The sequence below is a fragment of the Streptomyces sp. RLA012 genome (genome assembly GCF_056270325.1).
The window spans coordinates 6093952-6111086 of sequence record NZ_JBWDPA010000002.1; the positions used below are offsets into that span (position 1 = coordinate 6093952).

At 65.2% G+C, this 17135-nt stretch carries 10 protein-coding genes, 3 rRNA genes and 1 pseudogene; 6 read left to right on the forward strand and 8 right to left on the reverse strand.

The genetic code is table 11. The features are described 5' to 3' along the window. The first annotated feature begins 80 nt into the window (after positions 1–80). The 4 genes from RV986_RS27885 to rrf all read left to right on the forward strand — a co-directional run bounded on the left by RV986_RS27885 (position 81) and on the right by rrf (position 6519). Complete coding sequence (locus RV986_RS27885) at positions 81–665, forward strand: MarR family winged helix-turn-helix transcriptional regulator (protein WP_475920008.1); 585 nt, start codon at positions 81–83, stop codon at positions 663–665. A gap of 680 nt (positions 666–1345) precedes the next feature. Further along, positions 1346–2871, forward strand: a 16S ribosomal RNA gene (locus tag RV986_RS27890). A gap of 313 nt (positions 2872–3184) precedes the next feature. Continuing rightward, positions 3185–6308 (forward strand): 23S ribosomal RNA (locus RV986_RS27895). Between the two features lie 94 nt (positions 6309–6402). Next, positions 6403–6519, forward strand: a 5S ribosomal RNA gene (gene rrf / locus RV986_RS27900). The 16S, 23S and 5S rRNA genes sit together here, the layout of an rRNA operon. Positions 6520–6668: 149 nt before the next feature. Here rrf and RV986_RS27905 read toward each other — a convergent pair. Then, a complete protein-coding gene (locus RV986_RS27905) occupies positions 6669–7430 on the reverse strand; it encodes a CDP-alcohol phosphatidyltransferase family protein (protein ID WP_475920009.1) in 762 nt (253 codons plus the stop codon). Between the two features lie 123 nt (positions 7431–7553). Between RV986_RS27905 and RV986_RS27910 the strand changes: the two genes are divergently transcribed. Beyond that, the gene (locus RV986_RS27910) at positions 7554–8096 is read left to right on the forward strand and encodes a GNAT family N-acetyltransferase (RefSeq protein WP_475920010.1); all 543 of its coding nucleotides are present in this window, start codon (positions 7554–7556) and stop codon (positions 8094–8096) included. Positions 8097–8182: 86 nt separating this feature from the next. Here RV986_RS27910 and RV986_RS27915 read toward each other — a convergent pair whose 3' ends face one another. The 7 genes and pseudogenes from RV986_RS27915 to RV986_RS27945 form a co-directional block, all read right to left on the reverse strand. Then, positions 8183–9679, reverse strand: a complete 1497-nt coding sequence (locus tag RV986_RS27915) for a type IV secretory system conjugative DNA transfer family protein (RefSeq protein WP_475920011.1) — start codon at positions 9677–9679, stop codon at positions 8183–8185. 20 nt (positions 9680–9699) lie between these two features. Continuing rightward, positions 9700–11124: an ATP-binding protein gene (locus tag RV986_RS27920; protein WP_475920012.1), complete on the reverse strand. Its 1425-nt coding sequence runs from the start codon at positions 11122–11124 to the stop codon at positions 9700–9702. A 14-nt stretch (positions 11125–11138) separates the two neighbouring features. Beyond that, positions 11139–12644: an SCO6880 family protein gene (locus tag RV986_RS27925; RefSeq protein WP_475924456.1), complete on the reverse strand. Its 1506-nt coding sequence runs from the start codon at positions 12642–12644 to the stop codon at positions 11139–11141. A 50-nt stretch (positions 12645–12694) separates the two neighbouring features. Next, positions 12695–14044 (reverse strand): hypothetical protein, encoded by a 1350-nt coding sequence (locus tag RV986_RS27930; protein WP_475920013.1) that lies wholly within the window; start codon positions 14042–14044, stop codon positions 12695–12697. After that, positions 14034–14897, reverse strand: coding sequence for a DUF8175 domain-containg protein (locus RV986_RS27935; RefSeq protein ID WP_475920014.1), 864 nt, complete (start codon positions 14895–14897; stop codon positions 14034–14036). The genes RV986_RS27930 and RV986_RS27935 overlap by 11 nt, the downstream gene beginning before the upstream one ends. Positions 14898–15078: 181 nt before the next feature. After that, complete coding sequence (locus tag RV986_RS27940; RefSeq protein ID WP_054232206.1) at positions 15079–15387, reverse strand: hypothetical protein; 309 nt, start codon at positions 15385–15387, stop codon at positions 15079–15081. Between the two features lie 544 nt (positions 15388–15931). Further along, positions 15932–16615 (reverse strand): annotated as a pseudogene (locus RV986_RS27945) (S8/S53 family peptidase); the annotation flags it as partial. Between the two features lie 177 nt (positions 16616–16792). On the opposite strand from RV986_RS27945, the gene RV986_RS27950 reads away from it, so the two are divergent. After that, positions 16793–17116 carry a hypothetical protein gene (locus RV986_RS27950; protein WP_475920015.1) on the forward strand — a complete coding sequence of 108 codons (324 nt, stop codon included), beginning with the start codon at positions 16793–16795 and terminating at the stop codon, positions 17114–17116. Positions 17117–17135: the final 19 nt, after the last annotated feature.

Here is a 17135-nt window from a genome sequence, read left to right on the forward strand (position 1 = left end):
ACTTCGAAGCTAAAGTTCGATATTGAACTATACACATCGAAGGACTTCAATACCAAGCGAGCCCGTGCGATACTTCGGGGATGGGCGACACCCCCGGCGTCACCGAGCCGACAACGAGGCCGACGGTCAGGCCGACAACCGAGCCGACACTTGACGAGCAGATCGCCGCCTACCAGCGCGAGTTCCAGGACCTGGACCCCCAGGTCGAGAAGATCGTGTCGGCGCTCGGCCGCCTCAACCGCCGGATGAACGTCGCCTACGGCCGGCAGACCGCCATCCTCGGGATCAGCAACGCCGAGTGGGAGGTCCTCAAGGCCCTCGTCCTCGCCGGCGCGCCCTACCGCCTGGGCCCCAGTGAGCTCGCCAAGCGATTGGGCCTGACCCCGGCCGCCATGACCCACCGGATCGACCGGATGGTCGCGGAGGGTCTGGTCACCCGGGAGCGCGACGAGTCGAACCGTGTCCGTGTGATCGTGGAGCTGACGGACGAGGGGCGCGAGAAGTGGCTGGAGGCCATGCGCCTCGCCACGGTCTTCGAGGAGGACCTGCTCCAGGACCTGTCCGCCGCCGAGCGCGGCGTCCTGGGTGAGGTCCTGACGCGTCTTCTACGGCGTGTGGAGCACGCGCAGCCGGATGCGGGCGGTCGGCTCAGCGACCTCGATTAAAAGATCTTGACAGAGGTGGTTGACACGCCCCTGCTGGATCCGTAAAGTTCTTCGAGTTGCCACGGAGCCGTAACGGTTCTTCGGCAGCACCTCCGCCGCAGAAGCGGCACCCAAACCATCAGCACGATCTCCCAAACGGGTGAATTCGGCGTGCCCGAATTCAATTCGATTTGGGCTCGGCGGCCCGATTAGGAACTGCCGAGGGGGATCCGCTAAAGTTTGGACGTCGGAACGGCCCAACGGCCGCGAAGACAAGCCCCACCGGCAGGGAATCGGGTCCGAAAGGATCTGATAGAGTCGGAACCGCCGGAAAGGGAAACGCGAAAGCGGGAACCTGGAAAGCACCGAGGAAATCGGGTCGGGAAACGGTCTGATAGAGTCGGAAACGCAAGAACAAAGCAAGACAGTAAGACCGAAGGGAAGCGCCCGGAGGAAAGCCTGAGAGAGTGTCTCGGGTGAGTACAAAGGAAGCGTCCGTTCCTTGAGAACTCAACAGCGTGCCAAAAATCAACGCCAGATATGTTGATACCCCGTCTCCGGCCGATCGGCTGGGGCGTGGTTCCTTTGAAAAAGTCCTGCCGGGCATTGTCCGGTAGGCGCACAGCGAGGACGCTGTGAACCTTCCGATTATTCCTCGGGGGGTTCCGCTCTCGTGGTGTCGTCCCGATTACGGGAAAACATTCACGGAGAGTTTGATCCTGGCTCAGGACGAACGCTGGCGGCGTGCTTAACACATGCAAGTCGAACGATGAAGCCTTTCGGGGTGGATTAGTGGCGAACGGGTGAGTAACACGTGGGCAATCTGCCCTTCACTCTGGGACAAGCCCTGGAAACGGGGTCTAATACCGGATAATACCTGCCTGGGCATCTGGGTGGGTTGAAAGCTCCGGCGGTGAAGGATGAGCCCGCGGCCTATCAGCTTGTTGGTGAGGTAGTGGCTCACCAAGGCGACGACGGGTAGCCGGCCTGAGAGGGCGACCGGCCACACTGGGACTGAGACACGGCCCAGACTCCTACGGGAGGCAGCAGTGGGGAATATTGCACAATGGGCGAAAGCCTGATGCAGCGACGCCGCGTGAGGGATGACGGCCTTCGGGTTGTAAACCTCTTTCAGCAGGGAAGAAGCGCAAGTGACGGTACCTGCAGAAGAAGCGCCGGCTAACTACGTGCCAGCAGCCGCGGTAATACGTAGGGCGCAAGCGTTGTCCGGAATTATTGGGCGTAAAGAGCTCGTAGGCGGCTTGTCGCGTCGGTTGTGAAAGCCCGGGGCTTAACCCCGGGTCTGCAGTCGATACGGGCAGGCTAGAGTGTGGTAGGGGAGATCGGAATTCCTGGTGTAGCGGTGAAATGCGCAGATATCAGGAGGAACACCGGTGGCGAAGGCGGATCTCTGGGCCATTACTGACGCTGAGGAGCGAAAGCGTGGGGAGCGAACAGGATTAGATACCCTGGTAGTCCACGCCGTAAACGGTGGGAACTAGGTGTTGGCGACATTCCACGTCGTCGGTGCCGCAGCTAACGCATTAAGTTCCCCGCCTGGGGAGTACGGCCGCAAGGCTAAAACTCAAAGGAATTGACGGGGGCCCGCACAAGCAGCGGAGCATGTGGCTTAATTCGACGCAACGCGAAGAACCTTACCAAGGCTTGACATACACCGGAAACGGCCAGAGATGGTCGCCCCCTTGTGGTCGGTGTACAGGTGGTGCATGGCTGTCGTCAGCTCGTGTCGTGAGATGTTGGGTTAAGTCCCGCAACGAGCGCAACCCTTGTTCTGTGTTGCCAGCATGCCCTTCGGGGTGATGGGGACTCACAGGAGACTGCCGGGGTCAACTCGGAGGAAGGTGGGGACGACGTCAAGTCATCATGCCCCTTATGTCTTGGGCTGCACACGTGCTACAATGGCAGGTACAATGAGCTGCGAAGCCGTGAGGCGGAGCGAATCTCAAAAAGCCTGTCTCAGTTCGGATTGGGGTCTGCAACTCGACCCCATGAAGTCGGAGTTGCTAGTAATCGCAGATCAGCATTGCTGCGGTGAATACGTTCCCGGGCCTTGTACACACCGCCCGTCACGTCACGAAAGTCGGTAACACCCGAAGCCGGTGGCCCAACCCCTTGTGGGAGGGAGCTGTCGAAGGTGGGACTGGCGATTGGGACGAAGTCGTAACAAGGTAGCCGTACCGGAAGGTGCGGCTGGATCACCTCCTTTCTAAGGAGCATCTAGGCTGCCGGGCTTGCCCGGTGGTCCAGGGCCATTACGTCGGCAGATGTTCGACGGTGGTTGCTCATGGGTGGAACGTTGATTATTCGGTGCACTTGACTGTCTTCTCCTTCCAGTACTGCTCTTCGGGGCGTGGAACGAATGAGGGAAGCGGCAGGGGTGCCGGGCACGCTGTTGGGTGTCTGAGGGTTCGGCCGATCATGGCTGCCTTCAGTGCGGCCCCAGTGAACTTGCCGTGTGCGGCAGGGTGGTGGGTGGTTGGTCGTTGTTTGAGAACTGCACAGTGGACGCGAGCATCTGTGGCCAAGTTTTTAAGGGCGCACGGTGGATGCCTTGGTACCAGGAACCGATGAAGGACGTGGGAGGCCACGATAGTCCCCGGGGAGTCGTCAACCAGGCTTTGATCCGGGGGTTTCCGAATGGGGAAACCCGGCAGTCGTCATGGGCTGTCACCCATACCTGAACACATAGGGTATGTGGAGGGAACGCGGGGAAGTGAAACATCTCAGTACCCGCAGGAAGAGAAAACAACCGTGATTCCGGGAGTAGTGGCGAGCGAAACTGGATGAGGCTAAACCATATGCGTGTGAGACCCGGCAGGGGTTGCGTATGTGGGGTTGTGGGATTTCTCTTTTACGGTCTGCCGGCCGTGAGACGAGTCAGAAACCGTTGATGTAGGCGAAGGACATGCGAAAGGTCCGGCGTAGAGGGTAAGACCCCCGTAGTCGAAATGTCAACGGCTCGTTTGAGAAACACCCAAGTAGCACGGGGCCCGAGAAATCCCGTGTGAATCTGGCGGGACCACCCGCTAAGCCTAAATATTCCCTGGTGACCGATAGCGGATAGTACCGTGAGGGAATGGTGAAAAGTACCGCGGGAGCGGAGTGAAATAGTACCTGAAACCGTGTGCCTACAAGCCGTGGGAGCGTCGCGCATCGAGTTTACTCGGTGCGTCGTGACTGCGTGCCTTTTGAAGAATGAGCCTGCGAGTTTGCGGTGTGTTGCGAGGTTAACCCGTGTGGGGAAGCCGTAGCGAAAGCGAGTCCGAATAGGGCGTTTTAGTAGCGCGCTCAAGACCCGAAGCGGAGTGATCTAGCCATGGGCAGGTTGAAGCGGCTGTAAGAGGTCGTGGAGGACCGAACCCACCAGGGTTGAAAACCTGGGGGATGACCTGTGGTTAGGGGTGAAAGGCCAATCAAACTCCGTGATAGCTGGTTCTCCCCGAAATGCATTTAGGTGCAGCGTCGTGTGTTTCTTGCCGGAGGTAGAGCACTGGATAGGCGATGGGCCCTACCGGGTTACTGACCTTAGCCAAACTCCGAATGCCGGTAAGTGAGAGCGCGGCAGTGAGACTGTGGGGGATAAGCTCCATGGTCGAGAGGGAAACAGCCCAGAGCATCGACTAAGGCCCCTAAGCGTACGCTAAGTGGGAAAGGATGTGGAGTCGCAGAGACAACCAGGAGGTTGGCTTAGAAGCAGCCACCCTTGAAAGAGTGCGTAATAGCTCACTGGTCTAGTGATTCCGCGCCGACAATGTAGCGGGGCTCAAGCGTACCGCCGAAGTCGTGTCATTCATACAATAGGGCCAACGCCTGTATGGATGGGTAGGGGAGCGTCGTGTGCCGGGTGAAGCCGCGCCGGAAGGCAGTGGTGGACGGTTCACGAGTGAGAATGCAGGCATGAGTAGCGATACACACGTGAGAAACGTGTGCGCCGATTGACTAAGGGTTCCTGGGTCAAGCTGATCTGCCCAGGGTAAGTCGGGACCTAAGGCGAGGCCGACAGGCGTAGTCGATGGATAACCGGTTGATATTCCGGTACCCGCTGTGAAGCGTCAAACATTGAACCAGGCGATGCTAAGTCCGTGAAGCCGTTCCGGACCCTTCGGGGAATGGAAAGTGGTGGAGCCGACGGTCCAGACCTGTAGTAGGTGAGTGATGGGGTGACGCAGGAAGGTAGTCCATCCCGGGCGGTGGTTGTCCCGGGGTAAGGGTGTAGGCCGTGTGATAGGTAAATCCGTTGCACATTGAGGCTGAGACCTGATGCCGAGCCGATTGTGGTGAAGTGGATGATCCTATGCTGTCGAGAAAAGCCTCTAGCGAGTTTCATGGCGGCCCGTACCCTAAACCGACTCAGGTGGTCAGGTAGAGAATACCGAGGCGTTCGGGTGAACTATGGTTAAGGAACTCGGCAAAATGCCCCCGTAACTTCGGGAGAAGGGGGGCCATCACTGGTGAGAGGATTTACTCCTTGAGCTGGGGGTGGCCGCAGAGACCAGCGAGAAGCGACTGTTTACTAAAAACACAGGTCCGTGCGAAGCCGTAAGGCGATGTATACGGACTGACGCCTGCCCGGTGCTGGAACGTTAAGGGGACCGGTTAGTCAAGATTCGTCTTGGCGAAGCTGAGAACTTAAGCGCCAGTAAACGGCGGTGGTAACTATAACCATCCTAAGGTAGCGAAATTCCTTGTCGGGTAAGTTCCGACCTGCACGAATGGCGTAACGACTTCTCGACTGTCTCAACCATAGGCCCGGTGAAATTGCACTACGAGTAAAGATGCTCGTTTCGCGCAGCAGGACGGAAAGACCCCGGGACCTTTACTACAGTTTGATATTGGTGTTCGGTTCGGCTTGTGTAGGATAGGTGGGAGACTTTGAAAGCGCGGCGCCAGCCGTGTGGGAGTCGTCGTTGAAATACCACTCTGGTCGTGCTGGATGTCTAACCTGGGTCCGTGATCCGGATCAGGGACAGTGTCTGATGGGTAGTTTAACTGGGGCGGTTGCCTCCTAAAGAGTAACGGAGGCGCCCAAAGGTTCCCTCAGCCTGGTTGGTAATCAGGTGTTGAGTGTAAGTGCACAAGGGAGCTTGACTGTGAGACCGACGGGTCGAGCAGGGACGAAAGTCGGGACTAGTGATCCGGCGGTGGCTTGTGGAAGCGCCGTCGCTCAACGGATAAAAGGTACCCCGGGGATAACAGGCTGATCTTCCCCAAGAGTCCATATCGACGGGATGGTTTGGCACCTCGATGTCGGCTCGTCGCATCCTGGGGCTGGAGTCGGTCCCAAGGGTTGGGCTGTTCGCCCATTAAAGCGGTACGCGAGCTGGGTTTAGAACGTCGTGAGACAGTTCGGTCCCTATCCGCTGTGCGCGTAGGAATATTGAGAAGGGCTGTCCCTAGTACGAGAGGACCGGGACGGACGAACCTCTGGTGTGCCAGTTGTCCTGCCAAGGGCATGGCTGGTTGGCTACGTTCGGGAGGGATAACCGCTGAAAGCATCTAAGCGGGAAGCCTGCTTCGAGATGAGTATTCCCACCCCCTTTGAGGGGTTAAGGCTCCCAGTAGACGACTGGGTTGATAGGCCAGATCTGGAAGCACCGTAAGGTGTGGAGGTGACTGGTACTAATAGGCCGAGGGCTTGTCCTCAGTTGCTCGCGTCCACTGTGTTGGTTCTGAAACCACGAACAACCCCATGCCCGGGGCCACTGGGTATGGTGCGGTAGTTACAGTTTCATAGTGTTTCGGTGGTCATAGCGTGAGGGAAACGCCCGGTTACATTCCGAACCCGGAAGCTAAGCCTTACAGCGCCGATGGTACTGCAGGGGGGACCCTGTGGGAGAGTAGGACGCCGCCGAACAAATTTTGAGAAAAGCCCCAACTTCGGGTAGGTACCCGAAGTTGGGGCTTTTTTGCGTTGTGCGGTCCACGGACCTGATCATGTCGAGGGCACGCGGGGCCGAACAATGGCCCCGCGTGCCCTCGACATGATGCGAGTGACGTGAGCGGTTACTTCAGGCGGGACGACGCGACGATCGAGACGATGTGCGCGGGGACGAGGAGCCAGACGATGGCCGTCACGGCCACGGTCGCGATCTTCGTCGCCGTGAGGTCGCCGAGCGCCAGGTCGACGATCGCCGTCACGAGCAGCAGGATGGTGCACTCGATGCCGTTGACCAGGCGGTGGAGGCCGACGGCGGAGGCGAGGCGGCGGACCCGGGCCAGGCCGCTGGAGCGCGGGACGACGGACTGGTCGGTCGCCTTCTCCATGCCGCTGTCGGAGCGGGCCACGTGCACGAGGTCGGAGGACGACTTCAGCAGCAGCACGCCGATGGCGGCCGTCAGGCCGGCCACCAGATAGGGGTCCAGGCCGAGTTCGGAGGCACGGATGCCCATGCCGACCATGACGGCGGCGTCGGCGAGATAGGCCCCGAGGCGGTCCAGGTAGACACCGAGCGGGCTGAACTGGCGCCGCCAGCGGGCGACTTCGCCGTCCACGCAGTCCAGCAGCAGATACAGCTGCATGAAGAGGACGGAGAGGACGGCGCCGCCCAGGCCGGGGACGATCAGGGCGACTCCGGAGAGTACGCCCGCGAAGACCATGACCGTCGTGATCTGGTTCGGCGAGACGCGCGTGCCCAGCATCAGCCGGGTCACGCGCAGGGAGAGCGTGCGCATGTAGAGGCGGCCGGCCCAGTGCTCCGCCCTGCTCTCCAGCTTGCCCGCGGGGTGGATGACCTCGCGGAGTTCCTCTAGTTGGACCTTGGTCATGCGGCTTTCTCCCCTTGGATCAATGTGCGTACAGGGAAGAGCATGACGGGGCCCTGGACAGCGGTGATCGGCAGGGTGGAATTCAGGTGAGCGATGTCCGACGTGGAGGCTACGGTGGGCTTCATGAACCACGTAATTCGTTCCATACGCACCGACGAGTGGCCCGCGGCCAAGGAGTTCCGGCTCGCCGCGCTGCGGGACCCTGTCGCGCATCTCGCGTTCCTGGAGACGTACGAGGAGGCGGCGGCCCGGCCCGACGCGTTCTGGCAGGAGCGGGCGGCGGGAGCGGCCGAGGGGGACGGCGCGCGGCAGTTCGTCGCGGTCGGTCCGGACGGTGTGTGGGGCGGCTCCGTGGCCATGCTGGTGGAGAAGGCCGGGCGGCGGGACTTCTTCGATGCCGTGATCGAACAGGACCAGGGGCACCTGGTGGGTGTCTTCGTACGGGCAGAGCACCGGGGGAGCGGTGTGACGGACGGGCTCGTCGACGCGGCGCTCGCCTGGGCCTGGGAGAGAGGGCTTGAGCGTGTACGGCTGTTCGTGCACGAGAAGAACGGACGGGCCGGGGCCTTCTATCGCAAGGCGGGGTTCGTGCCGACCGGGGGATCCGTGGCATCCGAGGGGAACGAGGGGGCCAGGGATCTGGAGTTCGTGATCGCCAGGCCCTAGACGCCGTCCGCCCTGGGTGCCGTCAGCTCCGGATGTCTTCAGCCTCAGGTGTCTTCAGCCTCAGGTGTCTTCAGCTCCAGGTGTCTTCAGACCGGTAGTTCGTGCTGGGGCCAGCGGGCCCTGGCCTGTTCCTGGGAGCGGAGCAGGGCCAGGGTGGGCAGGCCCTGGTCGGCTCCGGTGGCGAGCAGTTCCGGGAGCTGGGGGAGCGGGGCCACCGCGGCGACGTCGTCCAGGACGAGCGTAAGTGGTGGGTCGAGGCGACCGGAGGATGACCGTTCGGCCATGCGCCGGCCGCGCTCGACCACGCTTGAGGCGAGGGCCGTCAGGAGCGGCATCGCGCCGGGGTTCGCCTTGGGGTCCTCGATGGGTTCACCGACCACATAGAGCGTGCCCCCTTCGTTCACGAAGGAATCCAGGGTGAGGGCGTCACTTCGGTTCGGAGTGCAGGATTCGCGGACGTTGACCGTGAAGAGGGAGGACAGCGCCCGGGCCGTCAACTCCTGCGCTATGTCGCGGCGTTCCGGGTGCGAGGTGAGGGCGGCCTCAAGTTCGCCCGCCGCGCCGGACGCGGCCTTGGGGTTCGTACGGAGGGCTCGTACGGCGTCCTGTACCTGGCTGCCCTGGGCCCAGCGGTGGACGTGACGGAAGGCCTTGCCCTCCACGGCGGCGGCGTGCAGATAGCTCCTCAGGAGCGTTTCGGCGACATCGGCCATGGCCTGGTCGACCTTGGCGGTGGGGCGTACGGGGCTCAGCAGGGCGACGGCTCTTGACGCCGCCGTCGCCTTGTCCTCGCAGCCGGTGGAGGGGGACCAGTGGAGGCGGGCCGGGGTGTCGCAGAGGTGCGAGGGGTCGTAGAGGAGGACGGGGCCGAGTTTGGCTCTGGCGTCCTTGGTCTCCGACCAGATGGTGGGGTTGGAGGTGACGACCAGGGCGGGGCCCTCCGCGTCCCGTACGGCCTGGGTCGCGGTGGGGTGGCGGGTTTCGGCGGGGGCGAGAATCAGCGCGCCTGCGGCGCGATTTGTTTCCCACCCACCCAACCGTTTACCGTCCGCCGCCAAGGCGGCCGACACGGGCTGCTCTGCTTCCGCCTCTGCGGGTAGCAGCTCCGTCGGTTCCGGCGCTGGGCGCTGCACCGGAACCTCAAGTTGCGCCGGGGTCGGTTCAGGTACCGGAGCGGGGATCGGCGCCGGTGCCGGCTTCGCGTACACCCCCGCTCTGCGTCTCGCCCGTACCGCACGCCACCGTGCCCACGTGCCCATCACGAAGATGGTCATCACGAGGAGGACCATCAGCTGGCCGATGAACAGGCCCCAGAAGAGCCCGTATCCCGAGAGCTGGTCCGCGGGGGTGTCCGGCCAGGCGCCCGGCACGTCGTGCGGTTGTCCGATCAGGTGCCGCAGAGCCAGTGGCGTACGGGCGAAGGTGACCGCGTGCGGCCAGGCTCCGTGGGCGAACCAGCCGGCGAGCCCGGTCGCCGACCAGACCAGGAACGTCATGCCGAGCAGGAAGGCCAGGATCGAGACCAGCAGCCCGTCCGGGATGCCGCCCTCCGCCTTGCGCTGCTCCCGCCTGTCCCCTCTCATCTCACGCCACCGTTCTCATCTCAGGCCACCGTGGACTCGGACGAACCGTCGAGATCGGCGAGATGCTGCTCCACGAAGGCCGCCGCGCGTTCCTCGGCCTCCAGTTCCGCGGCGCGCAGTGCGTCGTCGGCGAGGTGGTCGGCGGAGGACTCGGTCATGGCGCGGTCGGTGAAGACCAGCGGACGCTCCGTCTCGGTGATCAGGTGTTTGACCACCTGCACATTGCCGTTGACGTCCCAGACGGCGATACCGGGGGTGAGGGTCGGGATGATCTCGACCGCCCACCTGGGCAGACCGATCACCCGGCCCGTCGCCCGTGCCTCGTCCGCCTTCTGGGCGTAGATGGTGCGGGTGGACGCCATTTTCAGGATCGCGGCCGCCTCCTTGGCGGCCGCGCCGTCCACCACGTCGGACAGGTGGTGGACGACTGCCACGAAGGACAGACCCAGGCGTCGGCCGAACTTCAGCAGGCGCTGGAAGAGCTGGGCCACGAAGGGGCTGTTGATGATGTGCCACGCCTCCTCCACCAGGAAGATGCGCTTCTTGCGGTCGGGGCGGATCCAGGTGTGCTCCAGCCACACGCCGACGATCGCCATCAGGATCGGCATGGCGATGGAGTTGCGGTCGATGTGGGACAGGTCGAAGACGATCAGGGGTGCGTCGAGGTCGATGCCCACCGTTGTGGGGCCGTCGAACATGCCCCTGAGGTCACCGTCGACCAGGCGGTCGAGGACCAGGGCGACGTCCAGACCCCACGCCCGTACGTCGTCTATGGCGACGTTCATCGCCTCGGCCGACTCCGGCTCGGGGTGGCGCAGCTGCTCGACGATGTCCATCAGGACGGGCTGGCGTTCGACGATCGTCTCGTTGACGTAGGCGTGCGCGACCTTGAGGGCGAAGCCGGACCGCTCGTCGAGGCCATGGCCCATCGCGACCTCGATGATGGTGCGCAGCAGGGCCAGCTGGCCGGTCGTGGTGATCGCCGGGTCGAGCGGGTTGAGCCGGATCCCCATGTCCAGGGCCGCTGTGGGGTCCAGACGGATAGGGGTTATCCCCAGCTCTTCCGCGATGAGGTTCCACTCGCCGACGCCGTCCTCGCCCTGTGCGTCGAGCACGACGACCTGCCGGTCGCGGAAGCGCAACTGCCTGAGGACGTACGTCTTCTCAAGTGCCGACTTGCCGTTGCCGGACTCGCCGAGGACCAGCCAGTGCGGCGCCGGGAGCTGCTGACCGTACAGCTGGAAGGGGTCGTAGATGTAGCCCTTGCCGGAGTACACCTCGCGTCCGATGATGACGCCCGAGTCGCCGAGGCCGGGGGCGGCGGTCGGGAGGTAGACCGCCTGGGCCTGGCCCGTGGAGGTGCGTACCGGGAGGCGGGTGGTCTCGATCTTGCCGAAGAGGAAGGACGTGAAGGCGTCTGTCGCGGAGGACAGCGGATCCCGCATCAGAACATCAGCTCCTACCTGCGGATTCCGGTGGCGAACGGCAGTGTGTTGACGAAGGCGCGGTGGTGCTCGCGGTCGCACCACTCCAGCTTCAGATACGACTTTCCGGCGGAGGCGCGGATCGTGCGCTTGTCGCGCGCGAGGGCCTCCGGTGAGCGGGAGCTGACCGTGATGTAGCCGACGAGGTTCACGCCCGCCGCGCCGCTGGCGAGGTCCTCGCCGCGCTGGTCGAGGCGGTTGTGGGAGGCGACGTCGCGGGGGTCGACCGTGCGGTTCATCTTCAACTGGCGGCTGGCCTCGGCGTCGTCGTTCGTCTTCTCGGTGAGCATGCGTTCGATGGCGACCTCGGTGGGTTCGAGGTCCATCGTGACGGCGACCGTACGGATGACGTCCGGGGTGTGGACCAGCAGGGGCGCCAGGAAGTTGACGCCGACCGGGGTCATCGGCCACTCCTTCACCCAGGCCGTGGCGTGGCACCAGGGGGCACGGGTGGAGGACTCGCGGGTCTTCGCCTGGAGGTAGGTGGGTTCCATGGCGTCGAGCTCGGCGGGCCAGGCATTACGTTTCGTCATCGCCTGGATGTGGTCGATCGGGTGGTCGGGGTCGTACATGGAGTGCACGAGGGAGGCCAGTCGCCCCTGGCCGAGCGGCTGCCGTACGCGGATGTCGGCTTCCTGGAGCCGGGAGCAGATGTCGGTCAGCTCGCGGGCCATGACGACGGCGAGTCCGGCGTCGCGGTCCAGCTTCTTGCCGCCCTGGGGACGGGCGGCGCGCGCCATGGCCTGGGCCTCGGCGGCGAGTTCGCGGGTGTAGTGCATGCACGCGACGAGGTAGGCCCGGTGCTGCTCGCTGCTCGTGGACACCATGGACTGGAGCTGGTCGTACGACTGCTGCAGCCAGGCGGGGGCCTTCTCCTCCCCGCGCTGGGCGACGTCCTTGGCGTGGGCGTCCGGGTCGGCGGGGAGGGTGCGGGCGAGCATCTGGAGGCGGGTGACGAAGCCGTCGCCGTTCGCCACGTGCTTGAGCAGTGTGCCGAAGCGGTCGACGAGGGCCTCCTGGTCCTCGCTGTCGCGCAGGCCGACGCCCGGGCCCTCGATCTCGATCGCGGCGGTGACGGTGCGGCGGTCGGCGTGCAGGAGTACGGCGATCTCGTCGGGGCCGAAGGGGGCCGCGAGCCAGGAGATCCGGCCGATGCCGGGCGGCGGCCCGATCTCGATCTCCTTGCCGTCCAGGTGTGTGCCGGCCTCCTGGACGGTGCTGCGGTACGCGGTGCCGCGGCGCAGGTTGCGCTTGTAACTGCGGTTGATCTCGAACCACTTGTAGAACGTGCGGCGCTTGTACGGGACGTACACCGCGGCGATGGCCACCAGCGGGAAGCCCATCAGCAGCACGATGCGCAGGGAGAGGACCGGGACGAGCAAGCCGCACATCATGCCCAGGAACGCGCCCGCGATGATGAGCGCGATCTCGCCGGACTCACGGTTCCGGCCGACGATCGCGTTCGGCCGGGCGCGGCCCATCAGATATGTACGGCGGGGCGTGACCGGATGGGACACGTGGGACTCGGTCGTCAACGCCCTTCACCTCCCGTGCGGTTGGAGCTGCTGCTGTTGCGGGTGTTGCCGCCGGTACGCGGTGGGGGTGCGGCGGAGGGGACAGATCCGCTGCCTCCGTTCGGCGTCCGGGTGCTGTGGGCCGCGACGCCGCCGGAGACCGGGTTGGCGGGGCGGGCCTGGCTGTTGCCGCCACCGCCACCGCCTCCGCCGTTGTTGTCGGCGCGGGTGCTGTGGGTCTTGATGCCCTGGGCGACCAGGGTGGCCGGGGAGCTGATCACGGCCGCGGCCTTGCTTTCGGCGCCCTGCATGATGCGGTTGTTGCGTCCGTTGGCGATCTCGTCGCCGAAGCCGGGGACGAAGCGGTAGATCATCGCGCTGGCGAAGATGGCGAGCAGGATGATGGCGAGGCCGGAGACGACGGCGGAGAAGGAGTCCGGGCCGTCCTTGGTCGACAGGGCGCCGGCCAGGCCCAGCACGATCACGATGACCGGTTTGACCAGGATGACGGCGATCATGATGCCGGCCCAGCGGCGGACGTGGCTCCACAGGTTCTTGTCGACGAGCCCGGCGTAGACGACGGTGCCGAGGAGCGCGCCGACGTACAGCAGGGCGGCGCGGATGACGAGCTCCAGCCACAGGACGCCCGCGGCGAGGATCGAGACCAGGGACACGACGATCAGCATGATCGGGCCGCCGCCGATGTTCTCGCCCTTGGCGAGGGCGCCGGAGAAGGTGCCGAAGAAGGTGTCGGTCTGGTTGCCGGTGGTCTTGGCGAGGACGTCGGTGACGCCGTCCGCGGCCGATACGACGGTGTAGAGGATCAGCGGGGTGAACGCCGACGCGAGCACCGTGAGCCAGAGGAAGCCGATCGCCTCGGAGAGCGCGGTGCCGAGGGGGACGCCTCGCACCGCGCGCTTCGCGACGGCCAGCAGCCACAGGAGGAGGGTGAGGATGGTCGACGCCGCGAAGACGACGGCGTACTGCTGGAGGAACTTGGCGTTGGTGAAGTCGACGTTCGCCGTGTCGTTGACCGCGGCGGAGAGCTTGTCGATGGTCCAGGCAGCGGCTTCGGCGCAGCCCTTGGCCAGGGAGGAGAGGGGGTCGAGGGTGGAGGTGGTGCCGGGGTCGGTGGTGCCGGTGCCACTGTTCGGGTTGCCTTTTTCGCAGTACTTCTTGGCCTCGCCGACGATGAGCCTGCATGAGTCGGTGGAGGCGCTCGCACTCGCGCTGGGACTCGGGCTCGTGGCCGGGCTCGTACTCGGCGACGGATCCGCGTAGGCATGGGACGCCAGCAGAACGACGGCGGTCTGTACGGCCGCGACGGCGCCGGTGAGCTTGAGTACACGGCGTGGGCTACCGGGCATAAGTGAACCCTCCGTACTCCTCGATGACCTTGCTGATCTCGTCCGAGGCGGCGGCCTTGTCGTCGCCGGGGACCGGGGCGGGGCCGTCCTTCTGCGAGTCCGTGACGATCTTCCAGTCTCCGTCGGCCCATTGCAGCTCGAAGGTCCACGTCTTCCATGTCGAGGTGACGGGGTCGGTCGAGTTCTGCGCGGACATGCCGATGAGCCCCAGGTACCAGACCGACACCTTGGCGTCGGTGGCGCTGTACTGCTCGACCTTGCTGCCCACGGGGATCGTGCGGGAGACGAAGGTGCTGCCCTGCGGCGCCTTGCCGTCCGCGTCGAGCCCCAGCTTGTTGAGGAAGCTCGTCGAGTAGGCGTCGTCCATCGGGCCCTGGAGGCGGCCGGCCGCCGCGGAGGTGTAGAGAGTGTCGATCATGCTGTGCCGACCGGCCTTCTGGAACATGCCCGTCGAGCCAAGGGCCACCGCGTAGTTCGCCGCCGCGCTCTGCGCCCCCTGCTCGCTGTGCGCGAACCCCGAGGGGATCCCGCCCGTCTTCGACTCGACCGGGCGTTCGCCCGACGGGGCTGTGGGGGAGGTTTTGGAGGTGTTGCCGGCTTCGTTGCCGGCGGTTCCGGAGGTGGAAGAGGAATCGTCTCCTCCGCGGTTCGCGATGGCGATCGCCGCGATGAGGAGGACGACCACGCCGACCACCGTGACCAGGCTCCGTGAGGACGAGCGGCCGCGGCGGGCGCCGCCGTAGACGTCGCCGGGGCGGTCGGGGAGCCGGGTCCGGGTCTGGCCCGTGCCCCCGTACCCCCCGTCGTCGCCGCGGGAGCCGTCCCCGTACCCGGGTTCGTCACCGAGACTCATGCCGCGTACGCCCCCTCAACCTCTTGCTGAACCGCGTAGTACGACGGTAGCCGTGCTGGTTTCCGCGCGGGCGCGGTGTGGTGACTCGACATCAGGGAAACGCAACCTCAGCCGGTGGGCACGACGGACGGGTGGGTCGGACGGGGAGGGGAAGGGAGAGCTGCCGGGCGCCCGGCCGGGGCTAGACGGCCATGCCGTACACAATCGTGAACAGCGTGCCCAGGGAGCCGATGATGAAGACTCCGGTGAGGCCGGCGATGATCAGGCCCTTGCCCTGTTCGGCGCTGAACGTGTCGCGGAGCGCCGTTGCTCCGATGCGTTGCTTCGCCGCTCCCCAGATCGCGATCCCGAGGCAGAGCAGGATGGCGACCGCCATCACGACCTGGATCATCGTCTTGGCCTCGTTGCCCAGGCTGCCGAAGGGACCCCAGTCCGGGGCGATTCCGCCGATGATTGTGGTGATGTCGCCCTTGTCGGCTGCGAAAAGCATGTAAGTCACCGCCCCTAGTGGGTAGTTCTGCACCCCCTGCCACTGTGCGCAGAGGTCGGGCCCATTCTCGCCGACAATGTCGCTGTCGTATGTCGACTTGGCGTCATTGATTGGCGGTTTTCGTACGAATCCCTTGTCACCGGCGTACGCGGGCCTCTTGCGGGAGGCGTGCGACGGTATGCAGAGAGTCGTATGGTCACTCTGTGTATCACGGCTGGTCACGCCGGGCAATGAAGTTGAAGCGGAACCTGTCGTGTGGTTCCGTCGTTAACCCCTTCTACGAAGTGTGCGGGGCGGTCGCCCTGCCGCTCCTCGTAGCATCCCTGCGCGCCTGTCCTGTTTCTGACGGGCTGTCGAGCCGATGTTCTCCGGGCCGCGCGTCCGCCCGATGTGGACGCGTGGCCGCTCCCCCGAAGGCTATCCCCCGTCGCCGGGGCACGCGGAAACGGGCCGCGGCTGGTTGCCGCGGCCCGTTCCCCCGCGCTGCCGGAGAATCCCCACGTCCTCTCCTGGGCAGCTCCCCCCGCTTCCGCTTCTTCGCAGGTCAGCCGGTGAAGGCCGTGACTCCCTCCGGGGTGCCCCAGCCGGTCGGGCCGTCGTAGCCCGCCTTCGCGGTGCAGTAGTAGCTGGTGGTGCAGGTGCCGTTGTTGCCGGAGGTCACGTCGTTGAGGGCCGAGGTGCCGGCCGCGGTGTACGGGAACTTCGCCGGGTAGGAGGTGCTGGTCGGGGTGCCGGCGAGGGCGTACACACCCGCGATGATCGGCGAGGAGGCGCTGGTGCCGCCGTAGGTGACCCAGCCGGTGCCGTCGCCGTAGGTGTCGTAGACCGAGACGCCGGTGGCCGGGTCGGCGACCGCCGAGACATCCGCGATCATGCGCTTCGAGCAGGAGGCGTCCGTCTGCCAGGTCGGCTTCGCGTCGTAGGCGGAGCAGCCGGAGCCGGTGCCCTCGGTGCTGCTGGTCTTCCACACCTTCTCGGTCCAGCCGCGGCTGGTGGAGCCGGTGGACAGGGCGGTGCCGCCGACCGAGGTGACGTACTTGGAGGCGGCCGGGTACTCGGCGCCGTAGCCCTCGTCGCCCGCGCTGACCGTGATGGCGACGCCCGGGTGGTTGAAGTACGAGCTGTCGTAGGAGGTGTCGGAGGAGGACTCCGAGCCGCCGTAGCTGTTGGAGACGTACTTCGCGCCGAGCTTGACCGCCTCGTTCACCGCGGTGCCGAGGTTGGCCATGCCGAGCGGATCCCGCGCTGGTTCCTGCCCGTCTCCGGGGAGCTGCGCCTCGGCGGCCGGTACCAGCTGGAGGGCAACGCGGGCGGCACGGTCGAGCGCTGCGAGCCGCCCGAGAGTTTCGCCGCGACCTGGGAGTACGGCGGCGAGGTCAGCTGGATCGAGGTCCGGCTGACGGCGGTGACGGAGGAGACGACCCGCTTCGAGCTCGAACACATCGCGTACGTCGACGACGAACGCTGGGCGGAGTTCGGGCCGGGCGCGGTGGGCGTCGGCCGGGACCTCGGGCTCATGGGCCTCGCCCGTCATCTGTCCTCGGGCGGATCCCTCGACCCGAAGGAGAGCATGGCGTGGCTGGGCTCCGAGGAGGGGCGCCGGTACGTGACGCCGAGCAGCGAGGGGTGGTACGAGGCGAGCGTCGCGGCGGGGACACCGCAGGCCGCCGCCCGTGCGGCCGCGGATCGGACGACCGCGGCGTACACGGGGGCGGCACCGGCCGAGTGACGCCGAGTCACCCCGGCGG

Coding starts and splice junctions, on each gene's coding strand:
- RV986_RS27935 (WP_475920014.1), bottom strand. CDS start 14,897: ATGAGTCTCGGTGACGAACCCGGGTACGGGGACGGCTCCCGCGGCGAC.
- RV986_RS27905 (WP_475920009.1), bottom strand. CDS start 7,430: ATGACCAAGGTCCAACTAGAGGAACTCCGCGAGGTCATCCACCCCGCG.
- RV986_RS27920 (WP_475920012.1), bottom strand. CDS start 11,124: ATGCGGGATCCGCTGTCCTCCGCGACAGACGCCTTCACGTCCTTCCTC.
- RV986_RS27915 (WP_475920011.1), bottom strand. CDS start 9,679: ATGAGAGGGGACAGGCGGGAGCAGCGCAAGGCGGAGGGCGGCATCCCG.
- RV986_RS27925 (WP_475924456.1), bottom strand. CDS start 12,644: ATGGGCCGCGCCCGGCCGAACGCGATCGTCGGCCGGAACCGTGAGTCC.
- RV986_RS27940 (WP_054232206.1), bottom strand. CDS start 15,387: ATGCTTTTCGCAGCCGACAAGGGCGACATCACCACAATCATCGGCGGA.
- RV986_RS27885 (WP_475920008.1), top strand. CDS start 81: ATGGGCGACACCCCCGGCGTCACCGAGCCGACAACGAGGCCGACGGTC.
- RV986_RS27910 (WP_475920010.1), top strand. CDS start 7,554: ATGAACCACGTAATTCGTTCCATACGCACCGACGAGTGGCCCGCGGCC.
- RV986_RS27930 (WP_475920013.1), bottom strand. CDS start 14,044: ATGCCCGGTAGCCCACGCCGTGTACTCAAGCTCACCGGCGCCGTCGCG.